13 protein-coding genes are annotated in these 20910 nt (G+C 51.7%); 9 read left to right on the top strand and 4 right to left on the bottom strand.

Annotation, left to right across the window (positions count from 1 at the left end; genetic code table 11):
• Positions 1-21: 21 nt before the first annotated feature.
• The 4 genes from B9Y55_RS02755 to B9Y55_RS02740 all read right to left on the bottom strand — a co-directional run bounded on the left by B9Y55_RS02755 (position 22) and on the right by B9Y55_RS02740 (position 10156).
• Complete coding sequence (locus B9Y55_RS02755) at positions 22-2730, bottom strand: hypothetical protein (RefSeq protein WP_085543831.1); 2709 nt, start codon at positions 2728-2730, stop codon at positions 22-24.
• A gap of 93 nt (positions 2731-2823) precedes the next feature.
• Positions 2824-7167: a VWA domain-containing protein gene (locus B9Y55_RS02750; protein WP_085543830.1), complete on the bottom strand. Its 4344-nt coding sequence runs from the start codon at positions 7165-7167 to the stop codon at positions 2824-2826.
• Positions 7168-7263: 96 nt separating this feature from the next.
• Positions 7264-9399: a YjbH domain-containing protein gene (locus B9Y55_RS02745; protein ID WP_159448207.1), complete on the bottom strand. Its 2136-nt coding sequence runs from the start codon at positions 9397-9399 to the stop codon at positions 7264-7266.
• A gap of 94 nt (positions 9400-9493) precedes the next feature.
• Positions 9494-10156, bottom strand: a complete 663-nt coding sequence (locus B9Y55_RS02740; protein WP_085543828.1) for a Synerg-CTERM sorting domain-containing protein — start codon at positions 10154-10156, stop codon at positions 9494-9496.
• Positions 10157-10396: 240 nt separating this feature from the next.
• On the opposite strand from B9Y55_RS02740, the gene B9Y55_RS02735 reads away from it, so the two are divergent.
• The 9 genes from B9Y55_RS02735 to B9Y55_RS13700 form a co-directional block, all read left to right on the top strand.
• Positions 10397-12580 (top strand): SLBB domain-containing protein, encoded by a 2184-nt coding sequence (locus B9Y55_RS02735; RefSeq protein WP_234986110.1) that lies wholly within the window; start codon positions 10397-10399, stop codon positions 12578-12580.
• Between the two features lie 14 nt (positions 12581-12594).
• Positions 12595-13920, top strand: coding sequence for a GumC family protein (locus B9Y55_RS02730; protein WP_085543827.1), 1326 nt, complete (start codon positions 12595-12597; stop codon positions 13918-13920).
• A 16-nt stretch (positions 13921-13936) separates the two neighbouring features.
• The gene (locus B9Y55_RS02725) at positions 13937-15259 is read left to right on the top strand and encodes a sugar transferase (protein ID WP_085543826.1); all 1323 of its coding nucleotides are present in this window, start codon (positions 13937-13939) and stop codon (positions 15257-15259) included.
• Positions 15256-16077, top strand: a complete 822-nt coding sequence (locus B9Y55_RS02720; protein ID WP_085543825.1) for a glycosyltransferase — start codon at positions 15256-15258, stop codon at positions 16075-16077. The genes B9Y55_RS02725 and B9Y55_RS02720 overlap by 4 nt, the downstream gene beginning before the upstream one ends.
• A 35-nt stretch (positions 16078-16112) precedes the next feature.
• Positions 16113-17390 (top strand): hypothetical protein, encoded by a 1278-nt coding sequence (locus B9Y55_RS02715; RefSeq protein WP_085543824.1) that lies wholly within the window; start codon positions 16113-16115, stop codon positions 17388-17390.
• A 15-nt stretch (positions 17391-17405) separates the two neighbouring features.
• Positions 17406-18725: a UDP-glucose dehydrogenase family protein gene (locus B9Y55_RS02710; protein ID WP_234986109.1), complete on the top strand. Its 1320-nt coding sequence runs from the start codon at positions 17406-17408 to the stop codon at positions 18723-18725.
• Positions 18722-19666: a GDP-mannose 4,6-dehydratase gene (locus B9Y55_RS02705; protein ID WP_085543822.1), complete on the top strand. Its 945-nt coding sequence runs from the start codon at positions 18722-18724 to the stop codon at positions 19664-19666. Before B9Y55_RS02710 ends, B9Y55_RS02705 begins: the two co-directional genes overlap by 4 nt.
• The gene (locus B9Y55_RS02700) at positions 19663-20094 is read left to right on the top strand and encodes a glycosyltransferase family 2 protein (protein ID WP_085543821.1); all 432 of its coding nucleotides are present in this window, start codon (positions 19663-19665) and stop codon (positions 20092-20094) included. The genes B9Y55_RS02705 and B9Y55_RS02700 overlap by 4 nt, the downstream gene beginning before the upstream one ends.
• 645 nt (positions 20095-20739) lie before the next feature.
• Positions 20740-20910: transposase (locus tag B9Y55_RS13700; protein WP_407641438.1), on the top strand; the 171-nt coding region annotated here is incomplete at its 3' end.

Below are 20910 nucleotides of genomic sequence, written 5' to 3'. Positions count from 1 at the left end.
TTCACCTCAAGATTCCCCCAATCACTTGCTCAAAGTCCAAAGGGCGATGGTCTCAGAACCGCTCACCAGACGGAACTCCACCCTGTCCGTAGAGGACATATCCACATTCGACCAAATTCCCTCCATAGGTTTGAGGTCTATTTGATAGCTTCTCCAGTAGGGATCGGGATCTCTAGAGCCATCGAAAGCGATTGGGACAGGCTCATCCCATGGGCCTACGATCACAGCACCATCGAGAATAGAGCTATCAAACTCCTCGCTCACGGCCAAGGTCATATGGTGGAGATGATAGACCGTGCCCTCTTCGTTAAGCCAGCCGCCTACCCACAGATCCTGGACAGGCCCCCTGAAATAGCGATGCTCAAAGTAAAGCATATCGAGCTTAGAACCGGAGAAGTACCTATTGGCTATGATCTGGCCGCCCAGATACCCTACGCCGTCGGGGATCTGGTAGCTATTCCTCCACACTCCACCTTCGTTCACCAGGTTGTTCCAGTTTCCGTTGGATGTTCCGTCGGGCAAACTCCAGTTGGCGGTGAAAAACCCATCTCTGATCGAGTCGCAGGAAACCTCCGCCCCTAAAAGCTCTCTGCTGTCCCTCCAGAGAACCGAGCTATCGGCCATCGGGCCGTCCTTATCGAACCACTTCACGTCGGGAACTATATCGGACACCTCTCCGAGAGGAACGGTTATGGTCTCGGTAAAGGTACCGACGTTATCGGTATAGGTAACCTCAAAGGTCCAGTCCCTTCGGAGGTCGGCGTTAACCTTATCCACCGACACGTTGGCTTTCCAGCCGTCGGGCTCGATATCGTCGGACCACACCAGGTTTGGCCCTGAAAGCTTGGCTTCAGCGTCGAAACCGTAGCTATCGTTGTACCCTCCCTGGTTAAAGCCGTGAATCCAGAACTCTCCTCCGTTGACCTCTATGGGCACACGAAGCTTCCTCAGGTCTGGCATACGATACTGCTTTACCGTCCAGGAGGGGTACATAATCCTCGGGACGAACCACAGATCGAAATAATCCCCGCCAGGCTTACCGTCGTTCATAAAGCGGTGGAGGTGAATACTGCCGGTTATTACCGGATCGGCGCTCTTGAAGATAGGCTTGTAGAAGGTGTAGGTGTAAACATCGGAGTAGTCCATATAGAGGATAAGATCTCCACGGATCCAGTCTTCCAGCAGATCGTCGTCGTCCAGATCCACGGAAAGCTCGGTTATCCCGGAGTTCCAGGATTCTGAACCGAATTCGACCTCTCTGTTCTCCACGTCCATAGCCCATATATAGCTTTTCACCCTATATCTCTCGGCGTTTTGGTCGCTGTTGTCCCAGGTAAACCGGACGGACTGGAAATCGCTCTCCCCTATGGCGGGCTGGGTTATCTCCCTTTCCTCCCCGCCCTCGGTCATGGCGTAAAACCGGGGATCCACCGGGAACCGACCGGGATCCATAGTGGTCTCAATCGGCATGGACAGATTCCTGCTCACAGTAGAACCGTCGCTCTCCTCGTAGAAAATCTCCACTTTAAGGTCTTTTTCACCCTCAATCGTATCGGGGAAAAGCTCCCTAAGCCTGTAGTACCCCTCCACCGCCTCGCCGTACTCGTCGACCATCCAGTCGGATAAAAAGCGGCTAGTTGGATCCTTTGCGTCCATGACGAACTCCGAATCCCCCAGAGTCGCCCTCAGACGGGAGACACGCCTCTCCCCGACCATAGAGTAAAAATCGAGCCTGAGCCTCTTGTTCTCCACCCGCTCAGAATAGGCGGTACCGTCGCCGTTGGAATCGTAAAACCGCCTCATCTCCACCCTTGGAGTTACCACAACGTCGGGGAAGATATCCGCCACGAAACGACCACAGAGGGAGAAATTGTCGGGATAGGTATCCCCAGAATCGGCGAGGTAGAACCTAGCGGACAGGCTGCCTCTGCTGAAGAAAACGTCCTTCCAGCCCTCTTCGTTCAGGTCCATCTTTCCGTCTTTCAGGAGGACGTCTCTCTCTCTGTACTGGCCTCTGCCGTCTCTGACCCTCTCCTGGATATAGCCCCACATTTTCTCAGGGGCGATAAGACGATCGCTGGAGACCGACGATATATCCAGGCCAAACAGGTTGTCCCCAAAGGGATCGAGGATCAAGGCCATATCGTCGGAGACGGTCAGGACGGAGCCGTTTTTGGTCACCTTAACGGAGGCAAGAGGGCCGTCTAGGCCATCTTTAAGGGCCTCGAAGCTCCCTAGGTTCGCCGTCCACCGGGTGGACTTAGTCGATCCGTCCTTCAACGTCAGAGTCACGTTAAGGGCCATATCCTGAGAGGGAAGCTCGTTCCACTTAGGATAATCGGGGACATACCAGGCTCTATCCTCAGGAGAGTAGACCATATCGGCGGTCTCTCCGTCCAGATCCTCTCCACCTCCCTCCACGGAGATACGGACCGAGGCGATCCTGCTGTCGTCCTCGTTCACCCAGCCGTTGAGGGACCAAAACGTAACGATACCTTTGCCGGGAGTCCTGCGAATCTCTCGGTTCAACCTCACTCGGAAAGGAACGTCCTCGATGCCGAGAAACCCGGCGATTCGCTCCTGAACGTAGGAGATATTCACCTTTCCGTCCTTAAAGTCCTTCAGGCCTTTGACCACATCTTCAAAGGTGTAGGACCCGGCCATGGCCATAGTCATAAAGACCATCAGGGCCAGACCTATTCCGCCGAACAATGCCGCTTTCTTTCTCACACTTGTCGACCTCCTTATTCCTCAAAAACCACCGGTTAAATTATAGCAGAAGAGGCCCTCGAAAGGGCCTCTTCTTAGGTTAATTAGTGAAAACTACCTCTTTATCAACGCCAATCCAGCCAGAAGCAGCAAGGCCATAGAAGGCGTCGCCCCTATGTCACATCCACCGCCGGAACTTGGCTTAGGATTCTCGGGATCCACCGGGGCCGGAGCGTCGGCTGCGGCGGTCTTGAAGCTGACCTCTCCGGAGGGAGTGGAAGGCACTCCCAGTGCATCGAAAGCTATCGCCTTGAACACATACTCCGTCCCGGCCTTCAGACCGCTCAGGCGGACGTTAGCGGAAAGACCGGAGGCTCCCTTAGAGGACGAGGTCGTCGCTCCCTTTACGGGAACAGGATCGGTCGTCCGAAGCTGAGCCTCAAAGCCCTTCGGCCAATAGTCGAGCTGAACCGTCACGGCCTTATCGGGCAGATCGGTCAGAGCTATAACCACGTCGGAGCTTGTGGGCTCCGAAACCGACTCGGAGGTCAAGGCTATAGTCGGCCTATCGGCTCCCCAGGAGACATCGGTGGTGTCGGACGAACCGCTGTACTTGGAGTTCGGGTCGGTACCTCTCAGGAACTCCTCCATATTCGACAGGCCGTCTACATCGGGATCGCCGTCAGGACCGTTTATCCCTGAGGGATCGTTGTCGTCCAGGCCGTAGGCCCTCTCCCACCATCCGGGGAGGCCGTCCATATCGGCGTCGTCCACCGCTGCCAGGGAAACCGAGCCCTTCGGGAAGGTCACGTTAAGGGAGATCGACGCCTCCTCGGTTATCCTTAAACTCGACTCAGAGGTGTTGTACTGAACGGGCCACAGGGACACCACCAGACGATCGCCGTCGATATCCGCACTGGCCAAAACCATATCGTCGAAAGACGAGGTGTTCAGGTCCTTAGTCTCCTCCTTATCGCTGTTGGCAAACCTGCTGCTCACCGATCCTCCGTAAGTATCCTGCTTGGTCTTACCGACGGTGACGGTAAAGTCCCCACTGATAGAGCTGCCTTTAGGCACGGAGGTGGAGAAAAGCAGGGCAGGACGGCCAAAGCTATCGGTCTGGCCTACTCCGTAGACCTGAACCTTTCCGTCTGCACCTATAGAGTAGTCGCCGGATATCATTTTAAACTCCAGCTTAAGCCCCATAGAGGAAGTTCCTCTGGTGGTCGTCGACTCGAAGAAACGGCCACCTTGGACCGTCTCAGCAACCGAAGACATCCTGGAAACCGCTAAAGAAGCCCCTTTAGAGGCGGTGGAGGCGACGGGAGCCGGTCCGAGACGATAGGATGGGATACCGTAGAACTGGGGCCTTCCCATTATATCCTCGTTGATGGACGGCTCGTAAGGAAGGGCTGTCCCCTTAAAGACACCATCGTAAACCACAGTGTCGTAAGTTCCGTCCACAAGCTGCCTCACTGCGTTCTGAGTCAGTCTGTCGCTGTAGCCTACCCCCGCTGGGGTGTAGATCCCGTAGGGAGTGTTGGCAACGTAGACCGCCAGAGCTCTGCCGTCTTGGGCAAATATCTCCGGGAAGTCGGTATCAGAGACCGAGCCAGATGAGGAAGACACGAAGTTCAGCCCCGAATGACAGGCGTTGGTGAACAGCACTACGTTCTCCAGAGAGGAAATCTGAGAGCCACTTCCGAAACCGCTCTGAGCCCCGGCGAAGAAAAGCTCGTCGCTTCCCTTGCCGTTCTGGATAAGGTAGTAATGTCCGTGTCCCGTCATTACGGCGATACCACCACCTATGGCATTTAAAGCGGAGACTATCTTGGTTCCCGCAAAACCATCGGTAGGATCGTAAACCGAACCGTTATCGGCGGTCCAGCCGTTTGGAGATAGACCACTGTAGGACTTTAGCCACTTACCGATCAAGAATCCATCGGCCTCGTTGTTTCTGTCGTAACCACCGAGGTACAGAAGGTTCTTTCTGTCCACCAGATAGGCCCCATCGCTGATATAGCGATTTATGAGGGCTGTGGCGTCGTCGGCGGTCTCCACCAGCCTTCCTGCGCGGAGGAAGGAGTTTCGGTAGATAACGTCGGAAGGATACAGGTTTCCGGCGTAGAGGGACTCAAGGCCAGGGGCCTTGGAGGACTTGAGAGAATTCTTATACCAGTCGCTCTCCGTCCCAAGCCAGGAAAACGCGTTGTCCGACGTGCCGTAGGGGATAGCCTCGTTGGCACCTACTATCACCAGAGTCATAGAGTCTTTAAGGACCAAACCGGACCGGAGGAAAAGGGCCTTGAGACCGGCCAGGACCTCCTCGGCGGTACCGTAAGCTCCGCCATCCCACTTAAGCTGGAAGGGAGCCTGAGCACCGGACAGAATGGTCCTATCCTGGAGGTCCACCACCACCGGAAGCATATTCAGTCCGCTGCCGTCCTCAGCGAGAGGCCTTCCGGAGGCATCGAGCTTCCAAGCGGCCACCACCAGGTCGGAGATAGCCTTTTCGAGGCCAGCGGTGGAGCTCATTTTGGCCAGATTCGTCAGTATAACCGTATCGGCCTTCCCACGTATAACAGCCCCAGGATCAACGGCGTAGTAGAAAACCCTGGTCTTTCTGAGGAGTCCCTTCACCTGAACTCCAACCTGAACAGCGCCAAAGCCCGCCATATCCTCGGCGGAAAGAACCACCTTATAGACATCTCCGTCCTTGGTGGCAATCACAGGGGAGCCAGCCACTCCGGCAAAATCCCCTCCGGTGCTCTTGTACACCAGGAAAGGAGGCTCACCGTCGGAGGGAAGATCACCTAAAACCAAGGCAACCGTCATGTTCCACGAACTATCCAAAGAGGCATCGGCGGAGACTATGACGAAAGGACGGCTCTCCCTGGAGACGTAGGCGGAACTTCCGTCTTTAGGAAACACCGCTCTAGCGCCTTCTCCGTCTATAACCCTAGCGGAGTAAAGAAGAGGGGCGTTCGCCGGAACCTGATCCCCAGACAGGACGACCTCAAGCCGACCGCTATCCAATCCCTCGGAGTAGTCAATATACTTGCTCGACTCGTCTCCCTCGAAACGATATGTGAAGCGAAGGGAAGAAATACCGTCTCCGTCCAGGTCTCCGAAAACCACGTCGAAGGATATAGGCACTCCCGCATCGGCACTTACCTTAGTGGGGCCGTAGACGGTCACCACAGGAGGGATATTCACGTCGTAGCTGGTCAGAAGCTCGATAGAATCCCTGAAGGTCAACCTGACGTCGACCACATCGTCCCCCGAAAGGGTCTCAGGGAGGTTAGGGGTCCTGTAGGACAGGAGGTAGCTCCCTCCCACCGCCGACCCTATCTCGTCGATAATAGGGGAGAAATCGCCGTATATATCGAACCATTTACCTCCGGTGAGATCGGTCAGGCTGCCCGAACCGTTATACTGATTAAATGTAGTGCCAGACCATCCACCGTGAGAGTAGGAATGACCGATATCCGGGCTCCCTTTATCGTCACGGGCGATGGCGTAGAGCACAACTCCGGCGTCTTTGAGGGCCTTGACCATCTCATCCCAGGTGGGTGTGGGCTTGTCGAATTCGTCACGGCCCTCCCAGCACGGGGCGTCGGTAAAGAGCATAAACACCCTCTGTGCCCCAGGACGGAAATCGTACTCGGTGGCGATCTTCATGGCCTCGAAACCGTCTTCGTACCAATCAGCTCCACCGGTGGCCCTCAGAGAACTGACCTGTTCCTTGAACAGATCGGGGGAGGTCGTCCAGAACCAGCCGTCGTTGGCGTCGTCTTTGTAGGTAATGAGCCTGTATCTCAGGTCTATGCCGGACCCAGAGATACTCCCTATAAACTCGACTATCCTCTCCTTCAGATGGTCTATAAAAGGCCCCATACTGCCGGTATCGTCGAAAACCACCACCAGATCGGCGACCCTGGTGACGTCCTTCGACGAAGGCACCGACATGGAAAAGTCGGGGATAATCCGGCCCTCTTCGTAGAGCTTAAAGTCCTGAGGGGAAAAGACCTCCCCTATAGGCCCTCCGTTGGAGTCGACCGGCCGAAACTGGAGGGCTATGTTGGGATAGAGGGACGTATCCAGACCCATCTCGACCAAAGCGGACGGCCCGGAATCGGACCTCCTGGTGGACGTCTTAGCCTCCATCGGCACGTCCACGACGAAAAGCTCTATTCCCTTTCCCCGCAACAGCCTGACTTCGTATACCCCTGAGGGAAGGTCTCCTATAAGGACACCGCTCCCTTTGACCGTCACGGCCCTCTCAACAGGGCCGGACACCGTAACCTGAGACTCAACCGGCTCGTTGCTGCCGGGCCAGGAAAGGCCGATCTCCCCGGGACCGGACCTCACCCTCACCGACGCAAAAGCACAGCCAGCCCACAGGACCAGCACACAGAGCGACAGGACCAAGCCCCGCCTTTTACAAACACTCACCATACTCTCTCCTCCTCTTCTGTCAAAAATCGGAGCCCTCCGGCTCAATGATAGCAGAAGAGGGAGATTATTCCAAAATACGAAAAGGACCTTTTGGCTCTATTTTACCCCCAGCAAAGCACCGTCTTCTTTGACCCGATAGTAGCCTGTGACGTAGTCGTAAAGGCTGTAGACCCTAAGGTTAGAGTCGTGAAAGCCCTCTTTGCCTCTGAGGGCCCGCCCATAATCGTCGAGGGCATTGTAGAGGTTTATCCCCAGCACCTCAGGACGAAGCTGTCCCAACAGATCCTCCGGGGTCTTCCAGGACCCAGGCATACGGCCTCCTAAGTATATCCAAGCGGAATTTATCCTCATATCCTCTTTCCAATACTGGGCACTGTCGGTTCCCCACCAGGCATCGGCGGGAATTGACACAACCGCACCGGTCTTTGTGTAGTTCTCCCCGGGGATCTTGTTGTCCGTAACCCGATAGTAGAGCCCCAGAGCCAAGTCATCCCAGTTTCTGGTCATCTGGAGGTTATAGCCCATATCGCCGTCTATAAACTTACCGTATTCGGCGGTCAGGTTAAGGTCGTAGGGCATGACGGTATAGTTTGCCTGAGCCCACCAGGAGGACCACCACTCGCCGTCGTAGGGGATATCGGTGGGCTGGGATATCCACAGCTGATTTTTGGACAGGCCAGCAAAGCTGTAGGGATCTCTCTCGTGTAGGAAGCTGTATCGTCCTCCAAGCCACCAGGAGCCGTCCTTACCGTACCACCGGCCCCAGACGTTGGCCCCAAACCACATATCGTCCAGCCAGCCCACCTCGGCCACGGCGTAAAGCCCCTCGCCGAAGCGGTGAATGTAGCTCAAAACGCCTTTCCATATCCGGGTCTCGTCGTTTACCTCCGACTCAAACCACTGGTCTATGGTGTTGGAGATCGGCTGCCTCACGTCCAGATGGGCGGCCAATCCCTGGGAGCTCCTCCAGTCGTAGACGTAGTCCACGCTCCAACGGGACATAAAGAAAGGCTTGGTGGTCTTTCGGTCCACCCGGAGATCGGCGGTCAGCATAATCTTAAAATCGTTTTGGCCCTTGTGTAATGTTTTCCCGGGCTTGCGGAAAAACTCCCAGTCCTCATCGGGATCGACGGAAAGCCTGCTTCCTGTGGCCCATCGAATGGCGGCGGACCTCCGATCGTGGCGATTAAGCTCTCCCAGTCGGATCAATCCCAACTGAGAACCTGGCACGTCCACCCGAACCACCGGAACCCCTCTGACCCTGGGAACGAAGGACACCGTATCGGCGTCCCAAGGGACAAGCCAGGAGGCCATAACCATAACCCTGGTCAGGGCCTCGGCCTGAGAGCTGTATCCTATATTCTCGTAGGCGATCAGAACCTTTTTATCTCCCACTAAGATGTTGACGTCCCTAACCCCTATGGAGCTCCCAATAGCCTCCACAAGGTTCAAAGACATATCCTCCGGGGTAGTTTCCTCCCAGGCTATGACCTTGCCGTCCTCGGGTTTTGCGACGGGGCTCTTCTTACCGCCGAAAAGGGGCTTGTTGACGTCGAAGGCGTAGGAAAAGTTCCAACACCATTGATCCCCCCTTTGGCGACTGAGGGAGACGCTCAGGTCGTTCCACGTCGCCACCGCACCGTAGTTGACCTTTGATGAGGGGTTCTCTTTCAAGATTCTGGTTCCTCCCCCCATATCTCCGGTGTAATCCATAGGGCTGTACTCCGCCTTAAACTCCAACCAATCCAGAATCTGCCAGCTGACCCCTCCAAAAAAACCGTTAAATCGGTCTGTGCCATACCCCATAGAGAGGGCAAAATCCTCCAACTTCCACGTGGCCACGGCATATTTAGCATCGGTAACCTTAGTGCCCGAGATATCGGTGGCCCCGACGGAAAAGCTGGGGATCCAGCCGTCCTGGCTGTACAGCAAAAACTTAAGGTCTATGGCCTTATCGACGAAGTAGTCCCAGACCTCGGTGGGTATAACGACGCTCCTCATCTCGGTCAACCTGACGTTGAACTCCATCCAGGGCAACAATCCTATGGTGAAATAATAAGGGGCGTAAGGATCGTTTCTGGCCCTTCCAAACCATCCCCTGCCGTCTCCAGGAACCTCGGCGGTGGGATACTCCCAAAGCCCGGTCCCTCCCCAGCCGGAAGGGGAAAGGGCCCACCCAGGCACAGAAACTAAACAACAACAAAGGGCAAAAAGAGCAGCGGCCCGTCTCACATGACATTCCTCCCAAGCTATAAGCGATGTAGGCATAGGATACCAAAAAAGCCCCCCTAGCGGGGGGCTGCGACGTCGCGTGTCGGTTTATTTTTTACTTCTTGAGGAAGAACAGAGGCAGGCCGAGAAGAAGGGCCATAGGAGCGAAGCCTACGTTACAGCCGGAGGAAGAGGAACCGCCAGTATGGACAGGGGTCGTCTTGGCAAGAACGATAGGATTCTCAGAAAAGAAGTTTCCGGGCTTGTTAACGGTAATCTTAGCGTCCCTAGAAGTCAGGATATCCAGAGAAACAACTGGAGCGCCATGCCACTCGCCACTGACTATGGGGTAAGTAGTTCCACCGGAAACAAAGCTATCACTGCTCTTGGCTCTCATGTAAGCAGAGGTGAACTTATTAGTATCCACATTCTTTATAGTAAAAGAAAGCTTGTCCGCCGATTTAGCCTGCGCACTATCAGCACTTACGGTAAACACAGCAACCGCTGTAACGTCAGAAGAAGAGTCCCTACGAACAGTAGTTTTGTCAAAACTCACAACTACAGAATCAAAAGAAGCATCAAGAATCATGGCCCCAAAGTCCATAGACACACTCTGATCCCCTGCAAAATCGGCTGAAGTCACGACAATCGTGGAATCAATCTTGACATCAACATCGGAATCCGCACTGGCCGGGTTATGAGGATCATCATAGACATTCGCCACAGCCACACCGGCCATGGCTATTACAACAGCTAAAGCTAAAAGATATTTCTTCATACAACAACACCTCCGTGAGAATATACTTTCCAGTTTGAATTAAAACGACGCGACGCTTAGAATATACCCTGTTCCGGCTGGAATATCAAGAGGGTAAGACACAAAAAAAGAGCTCTACAGCAAAAAAAACAAACTGGATTCACAACCTGCTATGGAAATCTCCATGGATAGAGCATATAATCGGACGGTCACTTAAAAAAATACCGATATAGCAAAAATACACCCTGGAGGGATAGCCTCGTGAGACGAAAAAAGTTCTTACCTATTGTAGCACTGGCCATAACCATGGCCCTTTCAAACTATGCCGCCGCCGAAACCGGCCCGAGCATAGCGGCGATGCAGGCACTGGCGGCACCGGTAGTGGCGGAAGGGGGCCCTGCTCCCGCTCAGGGATCGGCACCAGAAGGCCAAACACCGGAGGGCCAACAAGAAGGCCAAGAGGGCGATGAAGCCGAAGGCCCGGAAGGAAAGCAGGAAGGACAGCAAGAAGGGATCCAGGCCCCTGAGGGAGGAGAGGAAATAGACGACTTCCTGGCAGGTGGAGCGAGAAACCGATTCACCACCCGCCTTCCTCGGTACGGAGCTGCCTTCTTTAGAGGAACCCCCTCCACCTTCGCACCGGTCCAGGACGTGCCAGTCGGGCCGGACTACGTCGTCGGCCCGGGAGACGAGATAAGGATATCGGTCTGGGGCCTTGAGGAAAGACACTTCTCCGTCACCGTAGACCGAAACGGCTCGGTATCCCTGCCTGTCGCAGGGGTGGTGGGAGCGGCGGGACTCACCTTCGGCCAGCTCCAAAATGCCATAGAGAAGGCCTACGCCCGGTTCTTAAACGACTTCGACATAAACGTCACCATGGGCAGGCTCCACTCTATAACGGTCTACGTCACTGGCAACGCCAGACGGCCAGGGGCCTACACCGTGTCGTCCCTCTCCACTGTGATGAACGTCCTCCTCGCCTCGGGAGGCCCGTCGGACTCGGGGTCAATGAGAAAGATCCAGCTCAAACGAGGGGGAAAGGTCATCACCACCTTCGACGCCTACGACCTGCTTATGCACGGCAACAAAGCCAACGACGTCCGAGTCATGGCAGGAGACGTCCTCTTCATACCGACGGTAGGCAAGCTGGCGGCCATAACGGGAGACATCAGAACCCCTGCGGTCTACGAGATGAAAGGCGACTCTCTCTCCCTCTCGGAGCTGATTAACATGGCGGGAGGGCTCACCCAGAGGGCCTACAAAGGCAGGGTGCAGATAGAGAGGTTTCAGGACAACCAAAGGCGAATCACCTTTGAGGGAGACATCGTCAACCTAGACCCTAAAGCCCAGGGAGGCATAGCCCTCCAAAACGGCGACCTGGTGCGGATCTACCCCGTCCCTGTGGCCCAGGCCATGATCAACATAACAGGAGCGGTGGCCCAGCCGGGACAGTTCGCCATCGACGCGGGCTCCACAAAACTGGCGGACGTCATTCAAAGGGCCGGAGGAATCCTCTACATGGCCTCGGACAGGGCGGAGATCACCAGGGTCAAAGTCACCCAGCAGGGACCGATCACCGAACACATAGAGGTAAACGTCAAAAAAGCCCTGGAGGGCTCGATACAGGACAACATCGCCCTCCAGATAAACGACTACATATTCATAAGAAACGTCCCCGAATGGGACCTCTACAGGACCGTCAACATTCAGGGCGAGGTGGTCTACCCGGGAACCTACACCATCAAAAAAGGTGAGACCCTCTCCAGCGTCCTGGAAAGGGCGGGAGGCTTCACATCCAAAGCCTTCAGAAGGGGAGCCATCTTCACCAGAGAAAGCGAAAGACGAAGACAGCAGGAGCACATAAACGAGACCGTTAGCAGACTTAGACAGGATCTCTCCATGGCCGCCATGAGCGCCATGAGAAGCGCGACCACCGCCGACACCACCAGTGCGGCCCAGAGCCAGATACAGATGCAAAACGACTTCCTAAAAAGCGTCCAGGGACTGAAGGCAACAGGGCGAATTGTGATAAAATTGCCCGAAACGGTGGCGATGCTCAAAGCCACCCCCTACGACATAGAGATGATCGAGGGAGACAAGCTGATAATCCCCACCAGGCCAAACACCGTCCACGTACTGGGGATGGTCCAGAGGGCGACCAACCTTATCTACAGGCCTAACCAGCCCTTCAGCACCTACGTAAAACAGGCGGGGGGCTATGCACCATACGCCAACTGGAAGAAAACCTACATCCTGAGGGCGGACGGCAGCACCGTCCAGGCCTACTTCAAAAACAGGCCCGCCATAGTGGAAGAAGGGGACGCCATAGTGGTTCCCCAGAAGATAATGAGCGGCATAGGGGCAAGAAATACCAGAGACCTTATAGACATGATCTCAAAAACCGCCCTGTCCATAGCCCTCATAGACAACACTATCAACAAATAGAGAGGACAGCTCGAATGGAAGACAAACCCATAGAAAGACAGGACCCCTACTACGACGAGGACGAAATAGACCTCCTAGACCTCCTCCTGGTTCTCGCCAGGAGGAAGGGGTTTATAATAAAGACCACCACTATCTTCGCCCTGCTGTCAATAGTCTACGCACTGGTAGCCACACCTATCTACAAGGCGGACACCCAGGTGATCCCACCACAAAGCGGAGGATCAGGGGCCATGGCGGCACTGGCCCAGATGGGAGTTCCCGACTTCGCCGCAGGAATGATGGGGGTGAAGACCCCCAGCGACCTACTGGTAGCCATAACCAAAAGCCGTCCGGTGCTGGACAAAGTGATAGACCAATTCGACCTGATGAACCGACAGCCGAAACCCTCTCACCCAGCGGTAGAGACGGTAAAGGAGACCCTGGGGAACATAATCTCCCCAATAGTCAAGGCCCTGTCTCCTGAGGGTGACGGCGAGGGAGAGGGCAAAAAGATACTCAGGACCGACATCAGGAACAGCCTGTCAGGGGCGACCTCCGCCACAGCCGACGCAAAGAGCGGAATAATAACCATCTCGGTATCCGACACTTCGCCGGACATGGCAGCTGCCATAGCCAACAGCTACGTGGATCAGCTCCAGACCATCATGCAGAGCCTGGCCTTTAGTCAGGCATCCCAACAGAGGCTGTTCCTGGAAGAGCAGGTCAAAGAGTCTCAGCTCAACCTGCTGGCGTCGGAGCAAAAGCTGTCGGAATATCAGATAAGGACGGGCATACTGAACGTCGGAGACCAGGCCTCGGCGGTGGTGGAGAGCCTGACAAAGCTAAGAGCCCAGGTTACGGCAAAAGAGGTTGAGCTGAGGTCCACCCAAACCTTCGCCACAGCCAACAACCCTAGGGTAAAACAGCTACAGGCGGAGCTATCGAGCCTTAGACAGCAGCTCCAGAGGATGGAGGCCAGCACGGGCTCCACCTCGCCATCGGACATATCCCTGAAGGACCTGCCCGACGCAGGGCTGGAATATTTGAGGCTAATGAGAGACCTCAAGTTCCACGAAACACTCTACGGAATGCTCCTAAAACAGTACGAAAGCGCCAGAATCTCCGAGGCCCAGGAGCCAAGCGTGGTCCAGGTGCTGAGCAAGGCGGAAACACCGGAGCTGAAGGACAAACCAAAGAAAAAGCTGATAGTCGTCCTCGCCACGGTGCTTGGAGGATTTATAGGGGTGTTCGGAGCCTTCCTGAAGGAGTTCGCCTCCAACGCCCAGTCGGACCCGGAGAGAAAGGCAAAGATGGACGAGTTGAAGAGGAGCCTGAGGATATTCGGCGGCAAAAAAAGCTAGACAAGGAGTGTTTGTGGTGGCAAAGTACATAGCTTTTGTGAAGTGGGGCCTTCTCGCCCTGGACGGAATAACATTTCTTCTGGTGGCAACCGTAGGCTCTACGACATTAACCCAGATACTTAGCCACCCAATCCAGTGGGGGACGTTGCTGGTGGCTATAATACTCTCTCTCTACGCCTGCCGGTGCTACGACTTTGAGTCGTTATCTCAAAGCCGAAAAGGAGAGTCTATGTTCAGGGTCTTCATAGGATCGTCGGTAGCGGTCATCCTGGTGGGAATAGGAACCCTCTACACCGTCCCTAACTACCTCCGAATACTTTCCAAAATTGAGTTTGCGACCATCTGGCTGGGCTTTGCATCGATAGCGAGCCTAGCCAGATGGATAATATCTAAGGGCCTCAGATATCTCCTGCCCTGCAAGAGGGCGATTATAGTCGGCCAAAAGGCAAAGTGGCACCCTATTATGATGGAGATCTCGGAAAAACTCGTCAGGAAGCTACTTCCGGTGGCCTACTGCGAGCCTAACGAAAAATCCATACAGGAAGCAATAAACCTAAAAGGGCAGACCCAGATCATCATACTGGCGGACAGCTCCTTCTCCTCGGAGGAAGGACAGACCTCCCTGATATCCGCCCTCCGACACAAAGGCATCGAAACCATCTTTCTCCCGGAACTGGCGGAAAAGTATCTAGGCAGAATTCCCCATGAGCTTCTCATGGAATACTCGGACTACTACCATATATGTCTCAGCAGGGAGATAAACGACAAACCTCAGAGGATCAGCGACATACTGGCAGGGCTTGTGGGAATGACGGTAGGAATGATACTCATGATCCCCACGGCCATAGCTGTAGCGGCCTCCTCGGGCTTTCCGGTTATCTTTACCCAACGGAGAATCGGAAAAGACGGCAGGATCTACACCTTGCACAAGTTCAGAAGCATGACCAAGGAAAAACCCCAAGAAGCGGCCTTCGCAAACCAGGAGCAGAGCAGAATAACCAAAGTTGGCAGGTTCATAAGGAAAACAAGACTGGACGAACTGCCTCAGTTCTGGGACGTACTCACAGGCTCTATGAGCCTTATAGGCCCAAGACCAGAGCAACCGGAGTTCGTAAAGAGCTTCAGAGAAGAGATACCGTTCTACGAATATCGTCACAGAATAAGACCTGGCATAACAGGCTGGGCCCAGATAAACTTCACCTACGCAGCAGACGTAACGGAAACCAGAAAGAAACTGGAATACGACCTTTACTACGTAAAGAACAGGTCGCTACTGCTAAACCTCCAGATCGGCCTGAAGACCGTTGAGACCATGTTGGGAATGAGGGGAGCGAGATGAGAAAAGCAGAATTGAGTGCGATGGTGACTCTAGGCATACCTTTTCACGAAGGAGTGCCTAACAATCATCTTGAGCAGGCTATAAAATCGATACTCAACCAAACCGTTACCCCTTCAGAAATCCATCTTATTCAAGACGGAGAAGTCTCTGAGTCGAAAGCTAGAATCATAAAAAAATACCTTGAATCTAACAACATGACTCTCATAGTAAACAAAAAAAACTGTGGACTCGCATACAGTCTAAACAGGTCCATTGCACAGACAAAAACTAAATACTACGCCAGAATGGACTCCGACGATATTGCACTACCTCAAAGAATTGAGCTACAAATCTCTTATATGGAAAAAAATCCCTGTGTGGATATTTTAGGGTCTTGGGCCCTTGAGTTCAAAAACGGTAACTACAAAAACCAAAAAGATTTATTTCTCAAAAAAATGCCAACTGCACAAAAAGATATTGAGGCTTGGTTTCACTTTAGGAATCCACTGATACACCCAACTGTTGTATTTAGACGAAGTGTATTCAGCAAAACAGGCATGTACTCCGAAAACTTTAAATCAGATCAGGACCTAGAACTGTGGGGAAGGGCGCTTAAAAACAATGTCAAGATAGCGAACTTACCTCTACCCTTACTGCTTTTTCGAACGGATAACATGATAAAAAAACGATCAGAAAAAAGCAGGATCATGCGACAAGTAAAAGCAAGATTTTCGTATAACACTTGGTCACCAAAACTAAACGCATTAAAAGTTATTGCTATCATCTTCAGAATGCTACCCCACAGTATAAGGGAGTGGGGATACGGCAATCTTAGATAATAAAGGCGTAGCCAATAGAAGAGGTGACAAAGTGAATGATTAAAAAGCTAAAAAAAGCAGAGAGCAAGCTAAGTGCTGCTCTAAATAAAAACCCCAAGATAAAAAAAGGTCTAAAGAGGCTTTATCAAATAACATCGATCCTCCTCTCGCCTAAAAAATGCAAAGTTAACGGAAGTGTAAAACGTGTTACCCCTGGTGACGATTTCGAGTATTTTTTTGGCTATTACGACAAATCCCCCTGGGATGCCACAGACCGTTATTTGTTATCCCTAAAAACAGTCGACACACATCGCTATCCTGCCTCTGACGTCCAATCTGAGATAGTCATAGTAGATTCAAAAGACGACAAAAGCACTACAATTGCTTCGACAACCTCTTGGAACGTGCAGCAAGGATGTATGCTTCAATGGCTTGGACCAGACTTCAGTAGCAAGATTATATTCAACACATTCAGAGATAAGCGTCCTTGCTCTGTCATCCTAAACGTAAAATCAAAAGAAGAGGAAGTAATACCAGCCCCTATTTACTCTATATCGCAAGATGGCAAAACCGCCCTAACGCTTGATTTCTATAGATTGAACAGATTACGCCCTGGATATGGATACATAAACAAACCTGATGTAACCGCAAAGAAACTAATACCCGACGGTTTTTGCATATGGTCTGTAGACATAAGCACAAAAAAGATGAAGGGAATTTTTACATATAAAGACCTAATGAATATCGACAAAAGAGATGAAATGATTGGAGCAGAGCACAAAGTAAATCATTTATCAATTTCCCCAAGTGGGAATAGGTTTATGTTTATACACCGCTGGATAAACAAAGGACGAAAATATTCTAGGCTTCTAACCGCTAACATAGATGGTAGCGATCTTTTTAATCTAAGTGATGATGACATGATTTCACATTGCACATGGAAAGACGATAATTTTATATTGGGATATTTAAGAAAGAATAAAGTCGACGGTTACTTCCTTCTTGAAGACAAGACCCATAACTACAAGCATTTATGGCCTACTCTCGTGTGGGATGGACATCCTAGCTATTCTCCAGACAGATCGATGGTAATAACAGACACATACCCAGACAGAACTAGGACATCTAAAGTAATGGTATTGGAGCCTACAGCAGGTACGTATAAAGAGATTGCATCCATGTATAACCCATTCAAATATGACAACGACGTCAGATGCGATTTACATCCTCGATGGAATCGTAGGGGTGATGCTATATGTGTAGATGGAGTCTTTGAGGGGAAAAGGGCTATGTACACAATACCTGTGTCATTAAAAAAATCGGAGGTTAAATAAAGTATGCGCATATGCATGATAGGAACAGGATATGTAGGTCTCGTCACCGGAACCTGCCTGGCGGAGGTTGGAAACCACGTCTGGTGTGTGGACGTGGACCAGAGGAAGATAGAGAAGCTCCAAAACGGAGAGATCCCAATATACGAGCCAGGGCTGGAGGACATAGTCGCCAGAAACGTAAAGCAGGGAAGGCTTCAGTTCACCACCGACCTTAAAGAGGCTTTGGATGACAGTCTGTTCGTATTTATAGCTGTTGGAACCCCTCCTGGGGAGGACGGCTCCGCCGATCTATCCTACGTATTCAACGCCGCAAAACAGATCGGGGCCTCCATGGAAAACTACAAAATCGTCGTGGCAAAATCCACCATTCCCGTAGGGACAACGGAGAAAATCGCCGGTCACATATCCCAGGAGATCGCCTCCAGAGATCGTAAGGATCTGGACTTCGACGTGGCCTTCTGCCCGGAGTTCCTCAAAGAGGGGTCGGCCATAGATGACTTCATGAAACCCGACCGTATCGTCGTAGGAACCCAAAACAGCAGAACAGCCGAGCTTCTGAAAGAGCTTTTCTCCCCTTTCTGCATGAGGGAAAACAGGATAATATCCATGTCCATACCCTCTGCGGAGCTGACCAAATACGCCTCCAACTCTATGCTTGCCACCAGGATCAGCTTCATGAACCAGCTAGCAAGGTTCTGCGAGAAAGTCGGAGCGGACATAGACCAGGTGCGTCACGGTATGGGAAGCGACAGCCGAATCGGCTCGGCATTCCTCTACCCCGGTGTGGGATACGGCGGATCCTGCTTCCCTAAAGACGTAAAGGCCCTTATCCACTCGGGCATAGAAAACCAAAGCCCTATGACCCTTCTGGAGTCGGTGGAGGAGATAAACAAAACCCAGAGAGAGTGGTTCTATCAGAAGGTATTAAACCACTACGACGGCGACCTTACGGGAAAGACCTTGGCGGTATGGGGCTTGAGCTTTAAACCTAACACCGACGACGTTAGAGAAGCCCCCGCTTTGGACATAATACCCTGGCTGTTGGAAAAAGGGGCCACCGTAAGGGCCTACGACCCGGTGGGACAGGAAAACGCAAAAGCCGAGCTTCCAAAGACCGACAGTATAATCTACTGCGAGGACAACTATCAGGCACTGGAAAACGCCGATGGTCTCCTCCTCCTGACCGAATGGCTTCCCTTCCGTCGTCCCGAGTTCGATAGGATGAAAGAGCTAATGGCAGGAGACGTCATCTTCGACGGAAGGAACCAGTATAACCCGGAGCAGATGAACGCCATGGGATTCGTCTATCACGGCATAGGGAGGTGTGTTCTGTGACGAAACACTGTCTAGTCACAGGGGGAGCGGGGTTCATCGGAAGCCATCTGGTGGACCTGCTCATGGATCAGGGCTGGAAAGTCACCGTAGTGGACAACTTCGACCCCTTTTACGACAAATCGATCAAGCTGTCCAACATAGCCCCTCACAGAGATAACCCAAAATATCGTCTGGTGGAGGAGGACATCCGTAACCTGCCGGGCCTGAGGGAGAAGCTGAACGACAGCTACGACGTAATAGTCCATCTGGCCGCCAAGGCGGGGGTAAGGCCCTCCATACAGGATCCTGTAGGATATCAGGAGGTAAACGTAACAGGGACACAGAACATGCTCGAGTTCGCCAAAGAGAGGAATATAAAGCAATTCGTGTTCGCATCGTCCTCCAGCGTCTACGGCATAAATCCTAACGTACCGTGGAGCGAGGACGATCACGTACTGATGCCTATAAGCCCCTACGCCTCGACCAAAGTAAGCGGAGAGCTAATGGGACACGTCTACAGCCATCTCTACGGCATAAGATTTTTAGCACTCAGGTTTTTCACCGTCTACGGACCGAGACAGAGGCCTGACCTTGCTATACATAAATTCACAAAGCTCATAAAAGAGGGCAAGCCAATACCGGTTTACGGAGACGGAAGCACCAGAAGAGACTATACCTACGTAGAGGACATAGTAAAGGGCATAAGATCCGCCATGGACTACGATAAAACCCTCTACGAAGTCATAAACCTGGGCAACAACAAAACAGTGAGCCTGGCGGAGATGATAGAGGCTATAGAGCAGACCCTGGGGATAAAGGCCATCATAGACAGACAGCCAACCCAACCGGGAGATGTGCCACAGACCTGGGCGGATGTTAGGAAAGCCAAAAAAATAATAAGATACTCCCCTACAACAGAAATAACTAAGGGGATAGCCCAATTCGGAAAGTCTAAGTCATGATATCAATCATAATACCGACACACAACTCAGAGCGTTTTTTATTAAACACAATAAAAAGTCTTCAAATGCAGACAGACCAGAACTTTGAGATCGTTTTTGTAGATGACAACTCTAATGACAGCACACTACATCTAATAAAAGAATTTAAATTAAAAAACAAAGAAAAAGTCCAGATACTAGCATCCCCCCAAAATATAGGTCCAGGTGGAGCTAGAAACTTAGGGATAAAAAGTGCAAAAGGAGAGTTCATTCTTTTTCTTGATTCTGATGACACACTGACCAGTAATGCCATAGAAAAATTAAATAAAATAATAGCCACTAAACCGATAGACTGCCTGTTTTTCGATGCACTATCAGTAAAAAACAAAAAAAAACATACCTCAAAACTCTTCCCTTTAAAAATGAAGTTATCATCTCCAAGGAGATAGCAATAGCACTCTCATCAGGAGGAGTTTGTGGTAAATTATACAGAAAAAGCATCATAACAGACAATCAAGTCAAATTTCCTCCTACAATGCGTCATGAAGATTTTGTATTCAATAAATTAGCTATTTCAAAGTGTCTTGACTTTGGATATCTTCAAAAAGCACTCTATGGTTACTTTCAACGCGGAGATTCGCTTACACATTCCATACATTCCACACAAAAAGATGAGAGTGCTTCAGCTTTTAGAATAGTGGAGGAAGAGCTGCTTCAAGACTACCCCAAAGAGGTTGAATTTTTATTCATTCAAAAAATACTATATCAATCAATGATGTCAAAGCTAACAAAAGAAACGAGTTCAAGTCTGAGCAAATATCTAGAACAAAGGATAAAAAGATACCCCGAATGGCACAAAAACAAGTACCTTAGCTCAATTCCTATCCATCAAAAAATGTTTCTTTTTTTAATTAAAAACAATATCTTATGTATTGCACGGCACTTTTATTTTATAAAAAAAACACTGACAGGAAAGGTCTAAAGAACAGCATTATTCCGTATTTATCTGATAGCAGCCACACTACATATCAAAATAGATGTCGCATGATACAATAGTTTGAAAAATCAAGCGAGACCCCCTGGAGGTGCGACATATGGCTAAGTACAGCAAAGAGCAAAAAGAGGCTATCCAGAGCAGAATGATGCCACCGGAAAACATATCCATTCCTAGATTATCTCAGGAAACCGGAATAACGGTAACCACGCTCTACAACTGGAGAAAAGAGCTCAGATTGTCCGGCAAAGCCGCACCTGGCAGAGAGGAT

This window comes from Dethiosulfovibrio salsuginis (genome assembly GCF_900177735.1).
GTDB classification, from domain to species: Bacteria; Synergistota; Synergistia; order Synergistales; family Dethiosulfovibrionaceae; genus Dethiosulfovibrio; species Dethiosulfovibrio salsuginis.
Note: the sequence above shows the minus strand (reverse complement) of the source record. Positions and strands in the feature narration are given on the sequence as shown.

Coding starts and splice junctions, on each gene's coding strand:
- B9Y55_RS02750 (WP_085543830.1), bottom strand. CDS start 7,167: ATGGTGAGTGTTTGTAAAAGGCGGGGCTTGGTCCTGTCGCTCTGTGTG.
- B9Y55_RS02740 (WP_085543828.1), bottom strand. CDS start 10,156: ATGAAGAAATATCTTTTAGCTTTAGCTGTTGTAATAGCCATGGCCGGT.
- B9Y55_RS02730 (WP_085543827.1), top strand. CDS start 12,595: ATGGAAGACAAACCCATAGAAAGACAGGACCCCTACTACGACGAGGAC.
- B9Y55_RS02720 (WP_085543825.1), top strand. CDS start 15,256: ATGAGAAAAGCAGAATTGAGTGCGATGGTGACTCTAGGCATACCTTTT.
- B9Y55_RS02715 (WP_085543824.1), top strand. CDS start 16,113: ATGATTAAAAAGCTAAAAAAAGCAGAGAGCAAGCTAAGTGCTGCTCTA.
- B9Y55_RS02710 (WP_234986109.1), top strand. CDS start 17,406: ATGATAGGAACAGGATATGTAGGTCTCGTCACCGGAACCTGCCTGGCG.
- B9Y55_RS02700 (WP_085543821.1), top strand. CDS start 19,663: ATGATATCAATCATAATACCGACACACAACTCAGAGCGTTTTTTATTA.